Source organism: Massilia sp. SYSU DXS3249 (genome assembly GCF_053668055.1).
Genome location: NZ_JBSIPX010000011.1, coordinates 77725 through 99027, shown reverse-complemented (window position 1 = coordinate 99027; position 21303 = coordinate 77725). Strand labels below are relative to the sequence as shown.

Sequence of the window (21303 nt, the reverse complement as noted above, 5' to 3'; positions counted from 1 at the left end):
ATATTTACCGGAACTGGTCGCGCACGTCTGCGCTCCTGCGCGATGGCCGCGCCGGCGCCAACCCATGCTGCCGCATCAAATGCGCGCACAAGCTGGCGATGTCATGCCCGCCCCCCGGCTTGGCGGACGCCGCCGCCGCCTCTCCCAGCGCCGCCTTCGTGATGTGGTAGCCGAGCGCCCGGTAGCTTTCGAACTGCGCCTCGTCGAACCACTGGTCGGCCGTGCTCTGGTGCGGGTAGGCGGGATTGGCCTTGCGGTAGTTGAGCACGTCCGCGTTTTCCGAGCCGACGATGGCCGGCTTGATATACAGGAGGGTGCCGTCCTGGCCGTCCGGGTCGACGTGGCTGTAGCGGATCGTGCCGACCGCGCAGCTGGCGCCGCACAGGCCGGTCTGCTTGACCAGGTCCATCTTCGACACGTCCACATCGATGCTCACGTGGAGGTCGGTGGCGCACTTGCGGATCGCGTTGCCCAGGTCTTCGAAGGCCATCTCCTTGTCGCTGGCGACGTCGACCGCGACGATCAGACGGCAGCGGCGCCGCACCAGCTCGTAGATGCCGAGGTTCTCGAAATGCCCGCCGTCGGACAGGTAGACGTAGTTGGCGTCGGCGTTGGTCATGCCGAACAGTTCGGCGATGAGGCTGAACAGGCCAATGCCGGGCGAGGAACGGGTCCAGCCGGCCTTGAGCGGATTCGGGCACCAGCGTCCCAGGCGCACGTTAAACATCGTCATCAGGAAGTTCAGCGGGGGTGACGAGTGGGTGCCCATGTTCGGGCTGGCGGCCGCGCCGGACAGGGCCACCGCCATCCCGAGTCCGACCCTGGCGTCGTCGTCGCCGGCGCCCGAGCGCGACGCGTAATCGCGGGTCGGCCGGTAGATGCCGCGCTGGGCGTCGCGCAGGCCTTCGTTGGCACCGTGCGCCGGCATCAGCGGCATCTCGAAGCCGCAGAAGCGCGGCGTGAAGGCGAAGGAAGCGGCCTTCCTGGTCTGCCAGGCCAGTTCCTCGCCGCTGACCAGGTTCAACGAGGTGTTGACGATGTGGTAGGGGCGCTGGTCGGCGAAGTCGGCCAGTTGCGGGTCGTCCTTGGGGTCGAAGCCGGTGAAGGGATGCGGTTCGCGCCGCGCGCTGCTGGCCCCGAAATAGGCGCGCACCAGGCGGTTCCGGTAGAGCATGTAGAGCGAGAACTTGTTGATGTCGACGCGCCAGCCGAGCAGCAGCGCCGCGCCCAGGAAGCAGCAGAAGGCGACGGCGAGCGTGTGGCCATCGGTGGCCAGCGTGGCATTGGCGTGCGCCGCGTAGACGCAGGGCAGCGACACCGGCTGCGGGCAGCGCACGCTGGGCGCCGCCACCACCGCCTGCACCAGGCTCGAGAGCATCGCGAAGATGCCGACCGTGAAGAAATAGGGCGCCAGGCGGGCCGCGAGCTCGCGCTTGGCGCAGTTCTTGTCGGGCTTGCCGGTGGCGCTGCCGCTGCCGGCTTTCAGGCCGATCCAGGTCATCACCAGCCAGCCGATCGCGGTGCCGGCGTTGGCGATCGGGTCGTAGGTCAGCCAGGCCCAGTGCAGCAGCGGCGCGAAGAAGAAGGCCACGCCGAACATGATCAGCCAGGCCAGCGAAAAGATCGACGACCAGGCGCCCTGCCGGCTCCACCATTCGCGGCTGGCGTCGCTGTACAGGGACCCGATCAGGCCGATCATCAGCGTCATCGTCACCGAAAACAGCGTCATCATCAGCGGCATGCCGAAGGTGCCGAGCGCGATGGCGTTGTTCAGGATCGGGTGTTCGCGCGGATCGGGCAGCAGCGCCAGGCCGACGAGCAGCAGCAGGGTGCCGGCGGCCAGCGCACCGATCGCGCACAGGAAGTGGCCGGCGCCCTCCATCAGTTCGGCGCGCGAGATGTCCGGCCGCGGCCGGTGGCGGCGCAGCCGCTGTTCCAGCGCCAGGCTGATGGCGTAGACGAGCAGCACGGCGAAGGCGGTCGGAACGATCCACAGGACGAGCAGCCGCGCGGCCTCGAGCGTCATGAAGTGGGCCAGCGCCCCCGGTGCGAATTCCAGCGCCGCCGCCAGCGACATCCCCGCCACTGCGACCCAGCCGGCCCCGCAAATGACGTAACCGGCGCCGCGGTAGGGACTGATGCGGTCGTGGGCGAGATACCAGCCGCTGGCCCAGACGATGAAATACACGAGGCCTGGCACCAGCAGCCAGCCCACGCCCCAGCCCTCGAAACGCGCCGGCAGCCCGACTTCCCAGATCGGCGGCACCGCGCCGCCATGGCGCCACAGGCCGATGCTGACCAGGAAACCGGCCAGCAGCAGGGGCAGGTTGACGCAGAGGATGACCGCGCCCTGCTGCAGCGGGAAGCGGCGCACCCCGCGCGAATGCTGCGGCTTGCTGGAGATGCTGAGCGCGATGCAGAACACGGCGAGCAGGAACAGGCCGGTGCCCGCGAGCCAGATGGCGTCCGCATAGCGCGCCCAGGCGCCGCCCGGCTGGACGACGCGGTTGACGGCCCAGACCGCGAAGCGCGGCAGCACCAGCAGGGCGCACAGCCAGGCCACCAGCATCGCCAGGTTGAGGCAGGTGTTGCGCACATAGGTGCCGATCAGGGTCCAGGTGTCGGCGCTGAAGGTGCCGCTTTTGGGCGACAGGTAGTTGCTGTACTGGCGCAGGAACTGGACTTCGACGGGTTCGGCGGCGACCGCCTGGCTGGCCGCGCCGGGTGTCAGCAGCGCCTCGACCGCGCGTACGTCGCCGCGGCGTTCGCGGATGCATTTCGACAGCCAGCCGCCGATGAAGCCGCCGCCCGAGACGGTGGACAGGTAATCGACGTCGCGCAGCAGGCGCGCTTCGGCCAGCGCCTGCAGGGCGCCGAGGTTGAAGGTGGCGCTGCGCACGCCGCCGCCGGACAGGGCCAGCCCGGCCAGTTGGGCTTCGTGGGCGCGCGAGAGCAGGGTGCAGGTGGAAGCAGGCCGGATGTCTTGCGGGGAAGGTGGGCCGCCGTCCAGCGCGCGCAGCAGGTCGAGTTCGTTCTGGAACACCTCGCCGAAGACGCTGCCGCTGTGCTCGTTGAGACGGTGCCAGGTGGTCGCGTCCAGCGGGCCCGTCGCCGGCAGCCCTTGCGCCTTGCGGAAGGCGGCGATCGCGCCGGCCAGTTCCTCGAGGCGGTGCGCGTGCGGCGGCACGACGCAGCCCGCGCTCTCGAGCTTGCGGCGCACGTCGGCGACCTGCTCGGCCGTGAGCGTGGAAAAATCGGTGCTGGAAAAATCGATGGTGGACATGCCGGCCTCCTACAGAAACACGGCAGCCGGGATGGCCCGGGCCGTGCTGTCGAGTTCAGCACGACCGGGGCAGATGTGATGCCCGTCAAATCAAATGACGGGCGGGACAGGCGCGAAATCCTGTCAAAAGATTACGCTTTGTCGGATTTCGAACGCACAGGTTTTGGCGAACTGGTGCCCGGCGTGCCGCCGACGTCGCCGCCGGTTGCTACACCGGCAGATGCGCTCGGGGCTTTCGCGGCGCCGTTGTCCGACGCAGCCGCCGGGGTATTTTTGGTGGCAGGCGCCGCGGCGGCGGTGGATGCACCCGCGCCATCAGCCGGCATCGCGCTCGCTACCGCCTGGCGAAACTGGTCCTGCAGCAAATTCCACCAAGCCACCGCCGGGGCCATGGTCGCATCGAGCGCCTTGCCGTCGGCGCCGGCCGCCCCGGTGCCGCCCGCTGCCGTCCCGGTGCCCCCCTGCGGCGTCCCGGCGGCGTTGAAGAAGGCGGCGAAGGGCGGAAGCGAGGCGGTCTGGTCGCCGGCCTTGCCCATCGCCTGCGCCATGCTGTCGGTCATCGATTTCAGGGCGGTCAGGGTGCCGCGCTGCACTTCGAGCGCCTGGATCGAGCTGCGCAGCATCGTCAGGTTCAGGTTGAGCCAGTTTTCGACGGTCTTCAGGTCGGTGATGCGCTTGTCGAGGTCTTCGATCGAGGTCTGGGGAGCGCCGAGTCCAGGCATGGCGACACCGGGCACGCCCATGCCGCCCCACAGGTTTTTTACGAACTCGAGTGTATCCGTCATGCCAGGGACATTCTGCGAGGGTGGTTTGAGCATGTTGGTCTCCGTAAGTTGGCGTCAGGTACTTGTTTGGAAAAAGGGCGCGATCGGCGTCCAAAAATGCATGTATGAATAAGCAAGCGTAGCAGATAAATAACAGGCGTACAAAAGCCGGGCGCAGACTGCCGGGCAGCAAGCGGCCACGTGGGAAGGTACACTAGGGGCATGGGTATTTTTTCCATCATTCGCCGACAGCGCCGCGCCGTGGTGCTGGGCGCACTGATCGTCCTGCTGCATGCCGCGCTGTTCTCCCTTATCGGAAGCAACATCGGACTGCCGCGCCTGCCTGGCGGACTGAGCACTCCCAGCTTCGTGCAGGCCGAGATCCTGCCCGATCCGCCGGCCGAACTGGCGCCGCCCGATCCGCCGCCCGCGCCCGTATTGCGTCCCCCTCCGCCGCCTCGGCTGCCGGAGCTGCCGCCGGACGCGTTCGAGCCGGCGCCGGTGCTGGCGCAGGACGCAGTCGGCCCCGAGATCGAGCCCGGCACCGGCGGCGTCGGCGAAGCACCTGCCTCCGCACCGGCGCCCGAGCTGGCCGCAGCCGCGCCCGCGCCCGAGCTGGCGGCGCCGGAACCCGTGCCGCCGCCCGTGCCGGAAGCACGCGCCTACAAAGCCAGCCTGCCGCCGCCCAGCGCCATGACGATGGACGTCGCCCGTGTCGACGCCGACGGCACGCGCTGGAGTGGAGAAGCGCAATTGTCCTGGCAGCAGGGCGGCGACAGCTACCGGATCGCCTTCGAGGCGGGCATCCGCATCGTGTTTACCCGCGTGAACCTGGCCGTGCTGACCAGCGAAGGATTGGTATCCGCCAGCGGTTTCGCGCCCGTCAAGATGACGGAAAAGCGCCGCGGCCGCGCGCTGACGGCGACCCACTTCGACTGGGAGAACAAAAAGATCAGTTTCTCCGCCTCGCAAAAGACGGCCGACCTGGCGGCGGGCGCGCAAGACAAGGCCAGCGTGCCGCTGCAACTGACGGCGATCGCGCGCGGCGACCCGGCCCAGCTCACCGGCGACATCGACATCCAGGTCGGGGAAGAACGCGACGCCACCGTCTACCGCTTCATCGTGGTGGGCCAGGAGGACATCGAGACGAAACTCGGCAAGCTGCAGACCGTGCACCTGTCGCGCCCGCCGAAAGCGGGCTCCTACCGCTCGCGCCTGGACATCTGGCTGGCGCCGTCACGCGGCTGGTACCCGGTGCAGATCCGCAGTACCGAAGCCAACGGTGCAGTCACCACCCAAACCGTGAATAATATAGCCCTTACCGCGACAGGAAAATGATATGCGAAGCACTTTACTGAAGACCGGTGTATTGGCGGCCCTGATGGCCATCAGCGTGGCCGCGCAGGCTGCCGCGCCGGCCAAACATGCGGTCGACCTGGCCCCATCGGCCGACCTGGCCTACGAGCTGGCCGCCCAGCAGCGCGGCTTCGGCCTGAAGGGCGAGGCCACCATGACCTGGCGCGCCGGCGACGGCAAATACGAGGTCGCCGTCGAAGCGCGCGTGCCCCTGATCGGCAAGCTTACCGAATACCGCAGCGAGGGAACGGTCGACAGCTACGGGCTGGCGCCGAACGAGTATTACGAAAAGCGCTACCGCAAGGACGCCACCACCACCGTCTTCGACCGCAAGGCGAAAACCATCACGCTGCCGGAAGCGAAGGAGCCGCTGGCCTTGAAGGGCGGGGAGCAGGACCGGGCCTCGGTGACCTGGCAGCTGGCCTCGATCGCGCGCGCGGCCGGAGAAGCGCGCTTCAAGCCGGGCAGCGAATGGACCTTCGTCGTCGCCGGCCGGCGCGACGCCGAGCCCTGGACCTTCAAGGTGGTCAAGCGCGAAAAGATCCAGACCGCCATGGGCGAACTCGACACCCTCCTGGTGACGCGCGAACCGCGTGCCGGCGGCAGGAGCGAGGGCGTCGACATCTGGCTGGCGCCGGGGCAGGAGTGGTATCCGGTCAAGCTGCGTTTCCGCGACGACGAGCGCGAGACGATTGAGCAGACGGTGACGAAGATTACGCGCAAGTGAGCATCGGCGCGTGGACGGGGAACCCGTCCACCCTACGGCGTAGGCTAACGTAGGGTGGACGGCTTCGCCGTCCACGCGTCGATACGCGCAACTCGCACGTCGAAACCGCATCGCCAGCAATTGCAAGCCCCGGCCGCGCACTGTGTCATTCCTGCCAAGCGCGGCCCTTTCCCCTCCTAGTTGCCGGTTCTTAACTGTTATACTGGCGCCCCCGCGGAACGAGCAGGCTGTAACAAGCCCTCACATTCCGCGCTCGCAAACTGGTATCCCACATGATCGACATACAGGCAGGCGCGGCCCTCGCCGCCGAACCCCATGGCATGGCGCTCGAGGACGATCCGCTCGCCGCGCATTTCCAGCAAGGCGTCGCACCGGACGAAATCGAGCAGGTCTTCCACCTCAAGCGCGCGCAGCCGATGCTGTCCGCTTTCACGGCCCTGTTCCACGGCAGCCAGGACGGCGTCCTCGTGCGCCTGCTGGTGCTGCGCGAGCTGGCGGCCGACACCGCCAGCTCGGCCTTCTCGCGCGCCGACATCAACACCAAACTCGCCTACCTGATCCCGGAGAGCCTGGAAACGGTGCTGAACCGCCTGCGTACCCACGGCCTGCTGGCCTGGGACGCGCCGGGCGCCGTCTACCGCATCACGCCGCTGGCGCGCAACGTGCTCTCGGCGCTGGAGGCGCTGCTGGTGCTCGGCAAGCCCGAGGAAGACGATGCCGAGATGGGCTACCTGCTGTCGCAGGTGGCGGGCGCCCAGGCGGTCGGCGGCGTCACCGTCGAGCAGCTGAAGCATCTGCTGGGCCGCCTGGTCGAACTGACCGAGGAGTTCCGCGACGCGATCGCTTCCGGTTCCGAATTCAGGCTGCGCACCTCGCAGGCGAAGTGGCACATGGCCTGCGACTGGGTCGAGAAGGGCTCCGTGATCCTGCGCGCGATCACCTCCGACGAGCGGGCCGACGCGGCCACCCACAAGGCGGCGCAGGCGATCGGCCGTGCGCAAAGCGCCTTGCTCAACATGCAGGGCATGTTCTCGCGCGCCCTGAATCAAATTGAACGCCAGCGCGTGCACCTGGGCCAGTCCGGCCTGTCGACGACCGACGTGAAGCGCTGGTTGCTGGCGCACGAGGACCTGGCCAGCCTGGCCGAAAACGCGATCGACCGCCCGGTGGTGCCGCTGTTCGGCACGCCGGCCGAGATGATCGACGTGGCCGAAACCGAACTCCTGGCCGAGCGCGTGACGACCGGCGGCCCGAAAGGCTTGCCGTCGGGCGAAGACGCGCCCCTGACCCTGAACGACAACCCGGCGATGCAGGCGGAGCTGAACGACTGGATCAACAAGCTGGCCGACTTCGCCAACCTCGGCAACTTCCCGGAGTTCTCGGACACGGGACCGAAGAAGGTGCAGCTGCACGAATCGCTGCTGCCCGCCGGCTTTGCCGTGGCCTCCTACCGCGCCTCGCTGCTGCCGCTGCTGGGCGACACCGCCGAGGCGAGCCTGCAGGGCGCGACCGCGGAACTGGCACGCCTGCCGATCCGCTTCGAGCCGACCGACGACATGGTCCAGCTGGACGACCCGGAAGTGGCGGCCATGTCGTTTGCCACTCTCTCACTGAATTTGGAAGCTGGACCGGAAGATGAATGACGATGCACAAATCCTGATTGCGCGCCTGCTGACGCACCAGACCCTGCGCCGCGACGACAAGATGGTCAAGCGCGCGCTGTCGGACGAGCAGTTCCGCATCGAAGTCGACAAGCGCCTGCTCGAGGCCGGCCTGAAACTGCTCGACAACGTGTATGCGGACCACGTGACGATCGCCCTGCACCGCAATGTCGAGCCGAAGATCTTCGGCGCCAAGGACATCTGGCAGAACAATAACTTCGGCCTCACGCGCGACGGCGTGGCGCTGCTGGTGGTGCTGTGGGCGCAGATCATCCTGCCCAAGCGCGAGCGCCAGGAGACCCACGTCACGGTGGCGGACGACCAGAACGACCTGTTCGACAAGGACAACCCGATTCCGCGCGCCGAAGACACCTCGATCGGCATCTCGTACACGGCGCTGCTGTCCGACTTCGGCGACAAGCTGGGCAAGAAGACGCGCATGGACATGAACCTCGGCGTCCTGTCGAAACTCGGCTTCATCGAACGGCGCGGCGACGTGATCCTGGAAGGCCCGCTGCTCGACCTGATGATGGACACCGACGTGCTCAAGGAACGCATCATCAACGGCGCATTGTCCGACGTGTTCAAGCGCGCGCCGCTGGCCGTCGTGCCGCGCCGCGCAGCCGTCGCCGGCGATGCCGCCAACGATGCAGACGCCGTCGACACCACCGAGCCATCGAACTAAGTATTGCGAACTGAGACAGCATGTTCCACATTAAATCACTCGAACTGGTCCACTGGGATTACTGGCAGCGGATCAAGAACATCCCGCTCGACGCCAAGATCATCACGATCGCCGGCCAGAACGGCTCCGGCAAGACGACCCTGCTCGACGCGCTGCGCACGCTGTTCGGCCTCGATTGCTCGATGGGCCGCACCTATAAACACTACGCACGCCACTCGGGCCAGCAAAGCGCCTGGATCCGCGCGGTGGTCGACAACAAGCCGGTCGGGCGCCAGCTCTCGAACCGGCCGTTCCGCCATTCCGGCTTCTTCAGCGACGACGAAGTGACGCTGTTCTGCCAGGTGCAGAAGAACGGCGGCGACTGGAAGCGCCAGTACCTGATGCGTCCGGGGAACGTCGACATCGAGGAAGTGACCGAGGCGACCGACTGGATGGGCGTCGAGAACTACAGAAAACGACTCGCTTCAGCAGGATTGTCGCCGGCGATGTCGAAGGTGCTGGCACTGGAGCAGGGCGAGACCGATAAACTGTGCGAATACGCGCCGCGCCAGTTGCTGGACCTGGTGTTCCAGGTCTTCGGCGACAAGGAAGTGCTGGACGCCTACGACGAAGCCAAGCGCCACCAGCGCGACACCGAAACGGAACTGAAACGCTTCGAGGCGGAGCTGGAGACCTCGCGCATCAACCTCGAGGGCCTGCGCCTGCGCGTGGCCAACTTCCACCAGTGGGAAGACCTGCACAAGGAACGGCGTACCTTGCGTGAAGAAGTGCTGCCCAGCCTCGAATACCATGAGGCGCGCGAAAAGGCGGCGGCCATCAGCCGCAACCTGCACGAGCAACGCAAACCGCTGGCGCAAGTCGACAGCATCCTCACCGAGAAGCGCCAGGCGCTCGCGGCCCAGCAGCGCGCGCTGACCGAAGCGCAGCAGCAGGAAACCCTGCTGGAGCAGGAAGGCACGGTCCTGGCCAGCCGCCTCACGCAGATCAACAGCCGCATCAAGCCGATCGAGAACCTGCTCGAGCAGAAGGAGCGCCTGCAGAAGCTGGCGGCGGAAGCGGGCGCCGACATGGCGGAAGTGGCGAACCAGTTAGAGGAGAAGGAAGCCGAGCTGGCGCGCCAGCGCGCCGCGCGCGAATCGATCGCCGCGAAAATCGCCGGCGAAATGGCGACCATCTCCGCGCTGCAGGGCAAGAGCGCGATGCCGGAACCGGAAGCCCAGCGCCAGATGCGCCGCGCGCTGCGCGACGAGGGTATTCCGCACGCGATGCTGTCGGATATCGTCGAAGTGACGGACCCGAAGTGGCAGGGGGCGGTCGAGGGTGTGCTCGGTGGTTACGCCTCGGTGGTGCTGCTCGAACGCGCCAAGGATGCGCCGGCCGCGTATCGCCTGGCTGAAAAAGAACGCTATCGCCACTTCATCGTCCCGGACTGCATCGAAGCCCCGAAGATGAAGGACGACAGCCTGCTGTCCGTGGTGCACTTCTCGGCGCCGGCGCCGGGCTGGCTGATCGACCAGCTGGCGCGCATCGACCGCGTCGACTCGGTCGATGCCGGTTTCAAGTCGGGCACCGAGGAATGGATCACGCCGGACGCCTACCACCGCGAACGCCGCGGCGGGCGCTCGCTGTATGTCGAACCTTCGCGCTACCGTTTCGGCGCCGCGGGCAAGACCCAGCGCCTGGAAGCGATCCAGAAGTCGCTCCCGGCACTCGAGGCCAAGGAAGACGCGCTCACGCTCACGATCAGCAAGCTCGCCGCCGAGGTGGGAGGCCTGAAGGCGCGCATCGCCGGCGTCGACGCGGCCAAGGAACTGGCCGCGCGCCAGGCCGAGTTCGAGGAAGCGGCGCGTTCGATCGCCCCGATCAAGGCCGAGCGCCTGGAAGTCGGCGCGCGCCTGGGCGAACTGCAAACGCTCACCAAGAACGCGACGGTGGCGCGCACCCGTGCCGACACCGTCTGGCAGAACGCGCGCATGGCGCTGTCGGAAGCGGAAGCGGGCCTGCGCCTGAACCACCGCCGCCAGATCGAGCAGCGCGCCGAACATGCCAAGGCATTGCTCGAACTGCGCCGCAGCTGGCGCGCGATTCCCGCGGCGTGGAAGCGTCCGGCGCGCCGCGCGGCCCTCGTGTCCCAGCACCAGAACGCGCACCAGGTGAACCTGCGCCTGTCCTCGCTGGAGCACGCGCTGGCACGCGACGACTGGGAACTCGACGCCACCGTGATCGACCAGTACGCGCGCCTGAACGACCAGCTGCAGGGCCGCCAGGTCGAGACCGAGGAGCGCCGCTACCAGAACAACCGCGCGATCGAAGCGACGGGGAATGCGCGCGGCGCCTACATCGAGCGCCTGCGCTACACGATCAAGGCCTACTCGAAGAACATCAAGGAGCTCGGCTCGCTGGCCGGCATCGACGTCCAGGCCGACCCGGTGCGCCTCGAAAACGACGACGTGCAACTGGCGCAGGCCGGCCTGCACGTGCGTTTCAAGTTCGACGGCAAGGACCAGATCGGGATGAACGACGGCGAGGCGTCCGGCGGCCAGCAGGTGATGAAGTCGCTGGTGCTCCTGATCGGTCTGCTGAAGTCGGAAGAGGGCTCCGGCGGCTTCGTCTTCATCGACGAACCCTTCGCCCACCTCGACATCCGCAACATCCAGCTGGTCGGCGAATTCCTCAAGAATACCGACGCCCAGTACCTGATGACGACCCCGCTGACGCACAACACCGACGTCTACGACCCTTCGGAACTGACGCTCATCACGAGCAAGAAGAAGAAGGACACCCAGTGGGCGCAGCCGATTTTCGTGCTGCAGCGACGCAAGGAAGAGGCGAAAGCCGCGTAAAAGCAGAAGGGGCCCGATGGGCCCCTTTTTTCAATGGTGCGGCTCGCGCCGCAAACGTAGGGTGGACGGGTTCCCCGTCCACGCGTTCAAATCACGTATGAAAAGCCTGCGCGGTTGAGCGTGCGCTGGTTGAACGCGTGGACGGGAGACCCGTCCACCCTACGAATCCACAGCTTACGCCTTCCCGATCGCCTGGCGCAGCTTGCGGCGCCACAGCAGCAGTCCGACCGAATAGGTGAGGAAGTAGCCGGCCGTCAGCCCCACGCACAGCATGGTCAGGGGGCTGTCGGTGAAGCGGGGCGCGCGCAGGCCGCTGCCCTGGTTGGCGTAGATCTCGATGCCGATGTAGAGGATGCGGGCGATGAGGATCATCGCGATCAGGATGCCGAGGCGCATCGGCGGGGTGAAGTAGTAGCCGGTCTCGTGGTCTTCGTACACGGTGCGGCGCAGGGCGAAAACGCCCCAGGACACGCCCAGCGCGGTGCCCACCGCCAGCGCGCCCAGTTCGTAGGGACGGGCCAGGACTTCCGACAGCGAGACCAGGATCATCGTGCCGAAGACCAGCACGCCCGTGTAGTGGCGCGAGGTGATCGAGCGCTGGCGCGCCATCTGCGTTTTCAGGCGCGAATAGATGCGCCAGACGAGGATCGGGGTCAGGAGGAGAAGGGCGACGGTGGTGATGTTCATTGCGGTTCTGGTACGTGGTTGAGCCGAAGCGGCAAGCCGGAGCCGGCATTGTAATCGACGGCCGGCATGCGGGCGTCGAGGCCGGGGCGGTCATGATAAGGTGTTAACTCATTCGAATCAGGAGAGCCAGAACATGATCCCAGCCATTCCCGTGCCGCTGCGCTTGCACCGCGCGCCGGACCCTGTCGTACCGGCCGAGGAGCCGATGCCGGAGCCCTTCGATGCCCCTCACCCGCACCACACGCCGGTGCACACTCCGCAGAACGAGGATCCGGTTCCGGATCCCAAACCTAGTCTGCACTAGGGGTATCGAGAAACCGTAGCGAGCGGAAGGAGTTTTGGTCGAGAAGCGCAGCTGTACGGTAGTACAGCGAGCATCGCAGGCCAAAACTCCGACGCGCAGTAGGTTTATCGATACTCCTAGTCGAACGCCCAGGCGTACAGCACATCCAAGGCCGTATTCGTCCCCGTCTGGAACTGCAGCGTAAACCGCGGCGTCAGTTTATAGCGCAGGCGCACCAGGCTCGACGCGGTCGTCGCGCCCTGCTCGAAGCTGATGTAGGCACGCGAGGAAATGCGCTTGCCGACTGTGACCACCGTGTTCGCCAGGCCCTCGGCGTCGCCGTTGCGTCCCTGGGCAATGCCGAACTCGTCCACGCCGAGCGCATTCGCCATCTTGCTCTGGAAGCCGCCGGTGCCGCCTTTGCCGCCCAACAGGGCAGCGGCGGCCGCGCTCAGGACATCCTTCTCGTTGCCGCTCGTGCCTTCCATGCCGTGCCCGAGCACCAGCCAGGACAGCTTCTCGCTGTCGGGCACGTTCGGCGTCGACACCAGCCGCGCCTGCGGCGAGCGCGCCGTGCCGCGCACCTGCACGCCGGCTTCGACGTTGGTCTCGCTGAGCTGCTCGCCTTCCGGACGCTTGCGCACCGCCAGCACGTCCAGCGCGGGGTTGTCCATCGCGCCGTTGAAGGTGATCACGCCGCGCTCGATGCTCAGCTTCTGGCCGTAGGCGGCGTAACGGCCGCTGGCCACGCGGATGGTGCCGTTCACGCGCGGCGGATTGTTGCCGACCATGCGCACGCGCGCGCTGCCTTCGAGCATGGCGTCCAGGCCCATGGCCCGCAGGTGGAAGTTGTCGCCCAGGTCCGCGACCAGGTTGACCGACAGCGGAACTTCGGCTTCCTTCTTCGGCGGCGGCACCGGCTTGCCGCGGCCGAGCACGATGACGTCGTCCGAGATGGTCGGGCGGCCCGCCGGCGCAAATTCGATCAGTGCGCGGTCGGCGCGGAAGCGGCCGTCGAGCGTGAAGCGGGTGGCGTCGCGCACCAGCGCGGCGTTGCCGGAGACGATCACCGTGCGGTCCGGGCGCGACAGGGCTTCGAGCTTGTTCGCCACCACGTTCAGCTGCATGGCCGGGTCGCCGGCGCCGAAGCGGATCGAGCCGTCGGCGGTGGCGTTGCCGGTCACGCCTTCCAGGTAGAGACGCTGCAGCACCAGGCGGTCGCCCGCCAGCTGCGCGCGCAGCTGGCCGTTACGCAGGCGCACGCCCTGTTCGGGCCAGCGCACCGCCATGGCGTCGCCATTGATATTGCCGTTGAGCGAAGGCGTGCCGATGGTGCCGCCGGCGGTGAGGGCCAGCTTCACGGCGCCGTCGAGTTCCAGGTCGCGCTGGCCGGCGAACGGGGCGATCCAGGCAATAGACGGCATGTCGGCATTGGCCGTCATGCGCAGCGGGCTGTCGCGGTCGATGCGCCCGCCGATCATCTGCACGGTGCCGTCGACGCGGGCGTTGCCGGTGCGCGCGCCGTCGAGCGTCAGTTGGGTGCGCAGCGAGCTGCCTTGCACGTCGGCGCGCATCTCGAAGGTGCGCAGGCCGAGTGCCACCGGCACGGCGCCGTCGATGATGACGTCGCCGCCCTCGCGGAACACGCGCACGTTGCCCGCCAGGGCAGGGGCGCCGCCGGTGGCGGTGGCCGTACGCAAGTCGAGCGCCCAGTTGGCGCCGAGGGTCAGGTTGCCGGTGATGTTTTCGCGCAGGGCCGGCGAGAACTGGGCCAGGTAGTTGAGCGGCACGCCGGCCGCGGCGCCGCTGCTGTTCCAGCGCGAGCCGGCCTTGGTCAGCGTGTCGACCCGCACGGTGCCGGCCGGCAGGCGGATCACGGCGCCGTTGAAGGCGAGCGACTGCGGCTTGGCGAGGCCCGCGACGCCGGCGCCGGGCGCCACGCCGATGCGCAGCGGGACCGGTTGTGCCAGCGTCATCGCGAAGCGGCCCTTGTTCTGCAGCGCGGCCAGGGTGCCGGCCCAGGCGTTGCCGCTCCAGCCGCCGCGCACCTCGGTGAGGGCGTCGAAGTCTTCGCCGCGGGCGGCGGCGCGCAGGGTGTGCGCGGCGCGGGTGCCGTTGGTCTGCAGGCTGGCGGCGGCGATGCGCGTTTCGCCGCTCACGTATTCCGTGATCTGGATGTCGCTCACCAGCGGGTCGGCGCCGCCGCGGCCGGAGCCGAGGTTGGCGCTCGCGCGCAGCGACTTGAGGTTGTGGGTGCCGAGCAGGCGCAGGTTCTGGCCTTCCAGGCTGGCGGTCAGCGAAGGCGTGTCCATGGTGCCGCTCACGCTGCCGGCGCCGCGCAGGACGCCGCCGAAATCGGGACCGAGGGCGGCCAGCTGGGGCGCATCGAGGCGCCAGTCGAGGCGGTCCCCGGCGGCGCCGAAGCTGCCCTTGGCCGCGAGGACGTTGGCGCCGACATGCAGGTCGACGTCGGCGCCCGACACGTGGCGCGCATCCGCCGCGAGGCGCGCATGGCCCCAGAGCGGCGACTTCGACAGGGTCGATTCTTCCAGTTTCAGGTTCAGCGCGCCGCGCCAGTCGGCGCCGGAACGGCCGCTGGCGTCAAAATTGCCGTTGATGCTGCCCGGGAGCGGGCTGCCAAAGGCGGCCGGATTGAAGCGCGCCATATTGCCGCTGGCCTTGCCCTCGACGAAACGCACGCCTTCCTTGCCGGCCAGCCAGGCCTCGCCGCTGACGTGCAAATTGCTGGTGTTGGCCTTGCGCTGGGCCGCGACCCAACCGAGGCCGTTCGCGTCGGCGACAAAGGTCGTGCGCGGGTTGGCCATGGTGCCGGTGACGACGCCGCTCGCGACTACCGCGCCGTACAGGTCGCTGCGTAGGGCGGCCAGCTGGCGGCCATCGACGCGCCAGTTCATGCGTTCGCCCGGCGCGCCGAAGCTGCCGTTCAGGTTGACCGTGTTCTGGCCGAGGGAGACGGTCGCATCCACGCCGCTCACGTGCCTGGCGTCGGCGGTGAGCTTGCCGCGGCCCGACAGGGGCTGGTCGAACAGGCGGCTTGGGCGCAGCGCGAAATCGGACGTGACTTTCCAGGCCGGCGCCATGACGCCGGAGGCATTGATGACGGCGTTGAGGTCGGCCTGCGGGTAGTCGCCGAGGTCCGCCGGGTTGAAGCGGCTGGCGTTTGCCGTGACCTTGAACGCTTTGTCCTCGAGCAGGTTGGCGCGGCCGCTCAGCGCGATGGTGCCCTTGCCGGCGCTCAGGCGTGCTTCCGGCACCTCGACCACGTTGTTCTCGAGTTTGGCGCGCGCGGCCAGGCGCAGGCCGCGTTCGGACAGGTTGATGTCGAGCGTCTGCACCTGGCCAACGTTTGCCACCGCGATGTCGCCGGCGATCCTGGTCGGCTTCATGCTGCCGTGGATGCCGCGCAGGTCGAAGCGGTCGGTGTGCAGCGCGAACTTGGCCGTGCCCAGGCCCTCTTCGTCTTCGCCGCGCTGGACGCTGCCGCTGCCGGTGAAGCGGCCGGCCGTGCCGAAGTCGATCAGCACGTCCTGGAGGCGCATGCTGGTGAGGTCGCCGCCCAGCTGGCCGCGGAAGGCGCGCAGGGGCAGCCGCTGCTGGTCGATGGTGCCGGCCGGGCCGTCGTTGACCAGGTTGACGCTGCCCGAAATGGCGCGCTTGTCGTCGAGTTTGGCGGCGATCGACAGCGTCAGGTCGGCGGTCGGCAGCGCCGGGTTGAAGAAGCCGGGGTCGATGTTGCGCGCGTTCAGGGTCATCGTGCGCAGCGGGATCTCGGCAAACGGCGAAATGCCCATGCGCGCTTCGCCGCCGGCGCGCCCGGCCTGGCCGGTGATGTCGACGGTGGTGAGGTTCAGGTCGCCGCCGGCGCGCACCTTCAGCTGGGCCGGGATTTGTTTGGAGCCTGCCGGCACCTGCGCCTGCGACAGGCTGGCATCGGCATCGAGCTTGAAGGGACGGGAGGCCCCGATGCTGCCGTTGGCCGCGAGCTGGCCCCAGGGCGTGCTGGCCTGGGCGTCGCGCAGCTGCCACCGCACCTTGTCGCCGGACAGGCGCGCGCGGATGTTGGTGATTTCGGTGCTGGCGCCCTTGCTCACGAAAGTGGCCTTCGCCAGGCGCGCGTCGTCGAGCGTGATGTTGAAGGGGGCGGCGAGCGAGGCCGGCATCTTCGCGGGTTCGTCGGTTTCCTTCAGGGTCTCCATGCGCAGGTCGGCCGCATGCAGCTTGTTGATCTCGATACCGCGCGAGAGCAGCTGGCGCGGCGACCATTGCAGGTCGATGTTGGTGGCGATCGCCAGCTGCTCGTCGGTACGCCAGACGATGCGGTCGATGTGCATCGCTCCGTAGAGTGAGCCGCGCACGCCGCTCAATGTGAGCTTGCCGCCGGTGGAACGGGCGACGCGCTCGGCGATCATCTGCAGCGTCGTCTCGCGCCCGAGGTACCAGACGGCGCCGCCGACGACGACGCCGGTTGCGACCAGGCCGATGGCGACGCGGCGCGGCCAGCGCCGCTGTTTTGCCGCCGCCTTCGGTTCGGAAGGCGAGGCAGGTGGGGTAGGGGTGTGGTCGTCCATCAGAACGTGAATCCGAGTGAGAAGTGCAGGCGGGCTTTTTTCACCGCCTCGCCATAGGCGAGATCGACATTGATCGGGCCGACCGGGCTGCGCCAGCGCGCACCGATGCCGACCCCGACTTCGGGCTTGAGGTCCTTGAACTTGTCGGCGGCGTTACCCGCATCGACGAAGAAGGCCACGCCCCATGGTGGACGGAACCAGTACTGGTATTCGGCGCCCGCGGTGAGCAGGTAGCGGCCGCCGACGATGGCGTCGCCTTCGCGCACGCCGAGTTCCTGGTAGCCGTAGCCGCGCACCGACTGGTCGCCGCCGGCGCGGAACAGCAGGGTGCTCGGCACGCCCAGTTTTTCTTTCGAGGCCACCGCACCGGCTTCGCCGCGCAGGATCAGGGTGCCGGAATCGCCCACCGGCTTGTAGTAGACGCCGCGCGTGTAGCCGCGCACGAATTTTTCGTCGGTGAACAGCGGCAGCGGCGCCACGCTGAGCTGCCAGTTGAGGGCGTAGCCGGTGGTCGGCGACAGCAGGTTGTCGAGCTTGCGGCGGGTGACGGCGTAGGTGAGAGGAATGCTCTTGCTGCGCGTCGTTTCCAGGCCCGCCACCTCGCGCTGTTCGAGCAGCGCCTCGAGGGTGATGCTGCGTTCGAGTTCGGGCGTGCCCCAGGCGCGGCGCCCGGCGACGGTGGCAACGGTCAGCAGTTCGCCGCGCACGTCGGTGCGTTCGATGCCGCCGCCGACGCTGTCGTTGTAGCCGTCGGCCGTGGTCGGCCAATAGAAGTCGACGCGCGCCGTCTGGCGCTTCTGTTCGTAGATCAGGTCGCTCTTCATGCGCTTGCCGAACACGTTCAGGTCGTCGTAGCTGACCTGGGCGCGGGCGCCGGTGTTGCTCGAGATACCGAGGCCGACTTCGATGTTCTTCTGCTTGTTTTCGGTCACGCGCACCACCACCGGCAGCATGGTCGGGCCCGTTGCCGGGGGCTTGACCCCGGTTGCGGCCTGGCCGGGCACGGCGGGCGCATCCTGCGCGGCCTGTGCCTGTGCCTGTGCTTGCGCCTGCGCCTGCGCCGCGGCGGCCTCGGGCGAGGCGCCGTCGAGGTCGCCGTCTTCTTTCAGGTCCTTGATCTCGGCGTTGAGCACGGCGCGCATGTCGACGCTGACCTCGACGGTCGAGAAATAACCGGTTTCCTGCAGGCGCGACTGCAGGGACTGCAGGGCCACTTCGCTGTACATGTCGCCCGGCTTGATCTTGTTGAGGTTGGTGATGACGGTTTCCGGATAGCGCTTCAGGCCGCGGATGCGCAGTTCGCCGAAGCGCATTTCGGGGCCGCTGTCGATGACGACGCGCAAGGATGCCTTGTAGGCGTCCGGATCGACGGTGGCGCTGGTTTCGACCAGCTGCGCGCGGGGAAAGCGCGAGCGCGTCACTTCGCGCAGCAGGTCGCGCTTGGCGCCTTCCCAGTCGGCCATGCGAAAGCGCGCGCCCACCGGCAGCGACCAGCGGTTGCGCAGCGCGCCCGCGTCGTAGGGGGCGCCGCCGCCTTCGAAGATCACGAAGCCCTGCAGCACCAGGTCGATGTCGCTCACCAGGGTCGGCTGGCCCGGATCGACGGCAATCCTTGCCACCGGCGTGCTTGCGCCCGTATCGAGGGTGGCGGTGACGGTCGGCGAGTAATAGCCTTCGGTGGCGATCAGGGTTTTCGCTTCGTCCGGCGTCGCCTTGACCATGCGCTGCAACTGGTCGAGGTCGACCCGCGGATTGCCGCGCCAGCGCAGCAGTTCGAGATTGTCTTCGAGCAGGTCGTCGAGGTTTCTCGGCGCGTCGATGCGCACGTTGTAGTTGACGGCCTGAGCCCGTGCCGCGGGCGCGATCGGCAGGGGCGCCGCCGGTGCCGTTTCGGCGGGCGTTTGCGTCGCCGGCGGCTGTTCGGCCGGCGCTTGTCCGCCCGGCGCCGGATCGCTTGCCTGCTGGGCCGAGGCGGCTTGCGCGCCCAGCACCGCATACACGGACAGCATGATTTGTGCCAAAATCCGTGATTGCCTTGCCGCCCCTGCGGTCCGGTGGGATGTTGCGAGAACCATGTCTCTCCGTCTCAGTGTAAATGCTGAGCGCATCTTAGCGGAATTGCAAAAACGATGGCGAACGATTAACTTTCAAGAAAACGACACATGCACGCTCCCGATACCGCCCTCGTCCTCTTCAGTGGCGGACAAGATTCGACCACTTGCCTGGCCTGGGCACTGGAGCGCTACGCGCGTGTGGAAACCATCGGTTTCGACTACGGCCAGCGCCATGCGATCGAGCTGGAAGTGCGCCCGACGGTGCTCGACAAGATGCGCGCGCTGTCGCCGCAGTGGGATGCGCGCCTGGGCGAAGACCACATGATCGACCTGTCGCTGATCGCGCGCATTTCCGACACGGCGCTGACCAGCAATGTCGCCATCGAGATGCAGGCCAACGGGCTGCCGAACACGTTTGTGCCGGGGCGTAACCTGCTGTTCATGACGGTGGCGGCAACGGTGGCCTACCGGCGCGGCCTGACGGTGCTGGTGGGCGGCATGTGCGAGACCGATTTCTCGGGCTATCCCGACTGCCGCGACGACACGATGAAGGCCTTGCAGGTCGCGCTCAACCTGGGCATGGCAACCCGCCTGAAGGTGGAAACGCCGCTGATGTGGATCGACAAGAAGCAGACCTGGGAACTGGCCGAACAGGCCGGCGGTGAGGCCCTGGTCGACCTGGTCCGCTTCGAAACCCACACCTGCTACCTGGGCGAGCGCGGCGCGCGCCACGACTGGGGCTATGGCTGCGGCACCTGCCCGGCCTGCGCACTGCGCGCGCGGGGATATGCGCAGTACGCGGAGGAAAAATCAGCCCCGGTCGCCTGACCTGGGCACGCGGCTGACCGGGTTCTTTACACGGCCGGTTGGCGCACCATGCGGTTCCTGCGCGAGCGGCTGACCAGGTACCAGACCAGCGCCAGCGGCAGCAGCAGGGGCAGCAGGAAGGGAACGACGGCGGCCGCCACCGCAATCCCGGCACAGGCCAGCGCGCCGATCACGACGATGCCGACGCCCGCGAACACCACCGCGAGAACCGCCCCGACCACGATCGTCACCAGCAGGCCGATCAGCATGCCGCCACCGCCCAGCAGGATGCCCAGCATGGCGCCGAAGGGACCGTCGAACTCCTCGCCGTCGATGTGGAAGCTGGCGTCGCCGAAGGTGAACAGCAGGTCCCACAGCAGCAGGGCGCAGAAGAGCAGGATAAGGTAGGGCGCAATCTTTTTCATGGCGAGTCCTCTAATGTGGGATGGGATGGCCAGACTGTAGACCGGAGCCGGTCCCCCGGGCCAGCCGCATGCGACGGGCGGCAGCTTTGGCGGGCCGGAGCGCAGCCGGAGCGGACGAATGCGGGCGGATGAGGATGTGTTTTCGACCTTGTAATGTGCAGGTCGCCGCCTATACTGACAGCCTGCTCTGTTATAGGGAGGGTTCCCATGCATCTCGTCAGCTCAACGATGAATATGCACCGGGCCGGGAGATGGCCGACCCGGGCTGGCGGTGGCCCGAAGGGTCCGCCATCGGCTCCGCCAACCATTCCGCCGATTATCATCAATCCGTTCAATCGCGAAGCGCCACGGCAGCCGAACATCGACCCGCTGCGCACGCCCCCGCCGCCACCGGTGCGCCCGCCGGGCCTGCCCAGCATGCGCATGTGAGCGTGCCGCGCCCGTACCTGGCCCAGCCTCGATACATTCCGATACCATTTAGTTATTCGTTTGCTATCGCGCTGACGGCGACACTTCACTATGATCTTGTCTTTGGGCGATAGCCCGGCAGATAGAGAAGCAAGCGATGAACGAAGAAGTATCTGACCTGGAACCGGGTGGCGAGGACGCGCCGATTCAGGAAGCACGCCTGTGGAAGGGCAACGGCTGGACCGCACGCGTGATCAAGAACGAGGACGACGAAGGCTGGGCGGTCGCCATGTACAAGGATGGCCAGCCGGAACCGGCGCTGGTCGGCCCGTGGACCATGGGGCGCGACAAGAAGAACCCGAAGCCGCTCGACGTGAACGCCTTCAATACGCTGATCAAGACGGCCTCGGAAGTGATCCGCCGCCACGAGCAGCACCTGCACGCGATGCTGCACAAGAGCACCGTGGTGTCGACCGAAGAGGGCGAACTGAAGGTGACGCTCGACATCGTGCCCGACGACGACGACCCGTATGCGCTGCTGACCGCCATCGACCAGATGGGCGAGCAGGTCGCGCAGGTGCGCGTGGCGCCGACGTTCAAACTGACCCCGGCCTCGGCCTACGGCTGGATCGAGAACGGCTTCAAGGCGCCGCGCTGAGCGGGCAATAGCAGCAACCGGCATGCCCCATCCCGCCAGGTGACGGGACAGGGCAGCCGCGCCACACTTCCCT

At 67.6% G+C, this 21303-nt stretch carries 13 protein-coding genes; 7 read left to right on the top strand and 6 right to left on the bottom strand.

Translation table 11 applies throughout. From position 1 onward, the window contains the following. Positions 1-4: 4 nt before the first annotated feature. Both ACWCIA_RS14330 and ACWCIA_RS14325 read right to left on the bottom strand, forming a co-directional pair. Complete coding sequence (locus ACWCIA_RS14330; protein ID WP_454164296.1) at positions 5-3283, bottom strand: patatin-like phospholipase family protein; 3279 nt, start codon at positions 3281-3283, stop codon at positions 5-7. Positions 3284-3414: 131 nt separating this feature from the next. Then, entirely contained in the window at positions 3415-4068 is a 654-nt protein-coding gene (locus ACWCIA_RS14325; RefSeq protein WP_454164294.1) for a PhaM family polyhydroxyalkanoate granule multifunctional regulatory protein, read from the bottom strand. A gap of 201 nt (positions 4069-4269) precedes the next feature. On the opposite strand from ACWCIA_RS14325, the gene ACWCIA_RS14320 reads away from it, so the two are divergent. The 5 genes from ACWCIA_RS14320 to ACWCIA_RS14300 all read left to right on the top strand — a co-directional run bounded on the left by ACWCIA_RS14320 (position 4270) and on the right by ACWCIA_RS14300 (position 11319). Next, the gene (locus ACWCIA_RS14320) at positions 4270-5385 is read left to right on the top strand and encodes a DUF3108 domain-containing protein (protein WP_454164292.1); all 1116 of its coding nucleotides are present in this window, start codon (positions 4270-4272) and stop codon (positions 5383-5385) included. A gap of 1 nt (position 5386) precedes the next feature. Next, positions 5387-6130, top strand: coding sequence for a DUF3108 domain-containing protein (locus ACWCIA_RS14315; RefSeq protein ID WP_454164290.1), 744 nt, complete (start codon positions 5387-5389; stop codon positions 6128-6130). Positions 6131-6402: 272 nt separating this feature from the next. Further along, complete coding sequence (locus ACWCIA_RS14310; protein WP_454164288.1) at positions 6403-7773, top strand: hypothetical protein; 1371 nt, start codon at positions 6403-6405, stop codon at positions 7771-7773. Further along, entirely contained in the window at positions 7766-8476 is a 711-nt protein-coding gene (locus ACWCIA_RS14305; RefSeq protein ID WP_454164286.1) for a hypothetical protein, read from the top strand. Before ACWCIA_RS14310 ends, ACWCIA_RS14305 begins: the two co-directional genes overlap by 8 nt. 20 nt (positions 8477-8496) lie before the next feature. Further along, entirely contained in the window at positions 8497-11319 is a 2823-nt protein-coding gene (locus tag ACWCIA_RS14300) for an ATP-binding protein (protein ID WP_454164284.1), read from the top strand. Positions 11320-11493: 174 nt separating this feature from the next. Here ACWCIA_RS14300 and ACWCIA_RS14295 read toward each other — a convergent pair whose 3' ends face one another. The 3 genes from ACWCIA_RS14295 to ACWCIA_RS14285 form a co-directional block, all read right to left on the bottom strand. Further along, entirely contained in the window at positions 11494-12006 is a 513-nt protein-coding gene (locus ACWCIA_RS14295; protein ID WP_454164282.1) for a hypothetical protein, read from the bottom strand. Between the two features lie 420 nt (positions 12007-12426). Beyond that, entirely contained in the window at positions 12427-16878 is a 4452-nt protein-coding gene (locus tag ACWCIA_RS14290) for a translocation/assembly module TamB domain-containing protein (RefSeq protein WP_454164280.1), read from the bottom strand. Continuing rightward, on the bottom strand, positions 16878-18887 hold the full coding sequence (locus tag ACWCIA_RS14285) for an autotransporter assembly complex protein TamA (protein WP_454164278.1): 2010 nt from the start codon (positions 18885-18887) through the stop codon (positions 16878-16880). The genes ACWCIA_RS14290 and ACWCIA_RS14285 overlap by 1 nt, the downstream gene beginning before the upstream one ends. Positions 18888-19040: 153 nt before the next feature. Between ACWCIA_RS14285 and queC the strand changes: the two genes are divergently transcribed. Further along, positions 19041-19760, top strand: coding sequence for a 7-cyano-7-deazaguanine synthase QueC (gene queC / locus ACWCIA_RS14280; RefSeq protein WP_454164276.1), 720 nt, complete (start codon positions 19041-19043; stop codon positions 19758-19760). 26 nt (positions 19761-19786) lie between these two features. On the opposite strand, the gene ACWCIA_RS14275 is transcribed toward queC, so the two are convergent. Further along, positions 19787-20164 (bottom strand): hypothetical protein, encoded by a 378-nt coding sequence (locus tag ACWCIA_RS14275; protein WP_454164274.1) that lies wholly within the window; start codon positions 20162-20164, stop codon positions 19787-19789. Between the two features lie 565 nt (positions 20165-20729). On the opposite strand from ACWCIA_RS14275, the gene ACWCIA_RS14270 reads away from it, so the two are divergent. Next, positions 20730-21230, top strand: coding sequence for a hypothetical protein (locus ACWCIA_RS14270; protein ID WP_454164272.1), 501 nt, complete (start codon positions 20730-20732; stop codon positions 21228-21230). Positions 21231-21303 lie beyond the last annotated feature (73 nt).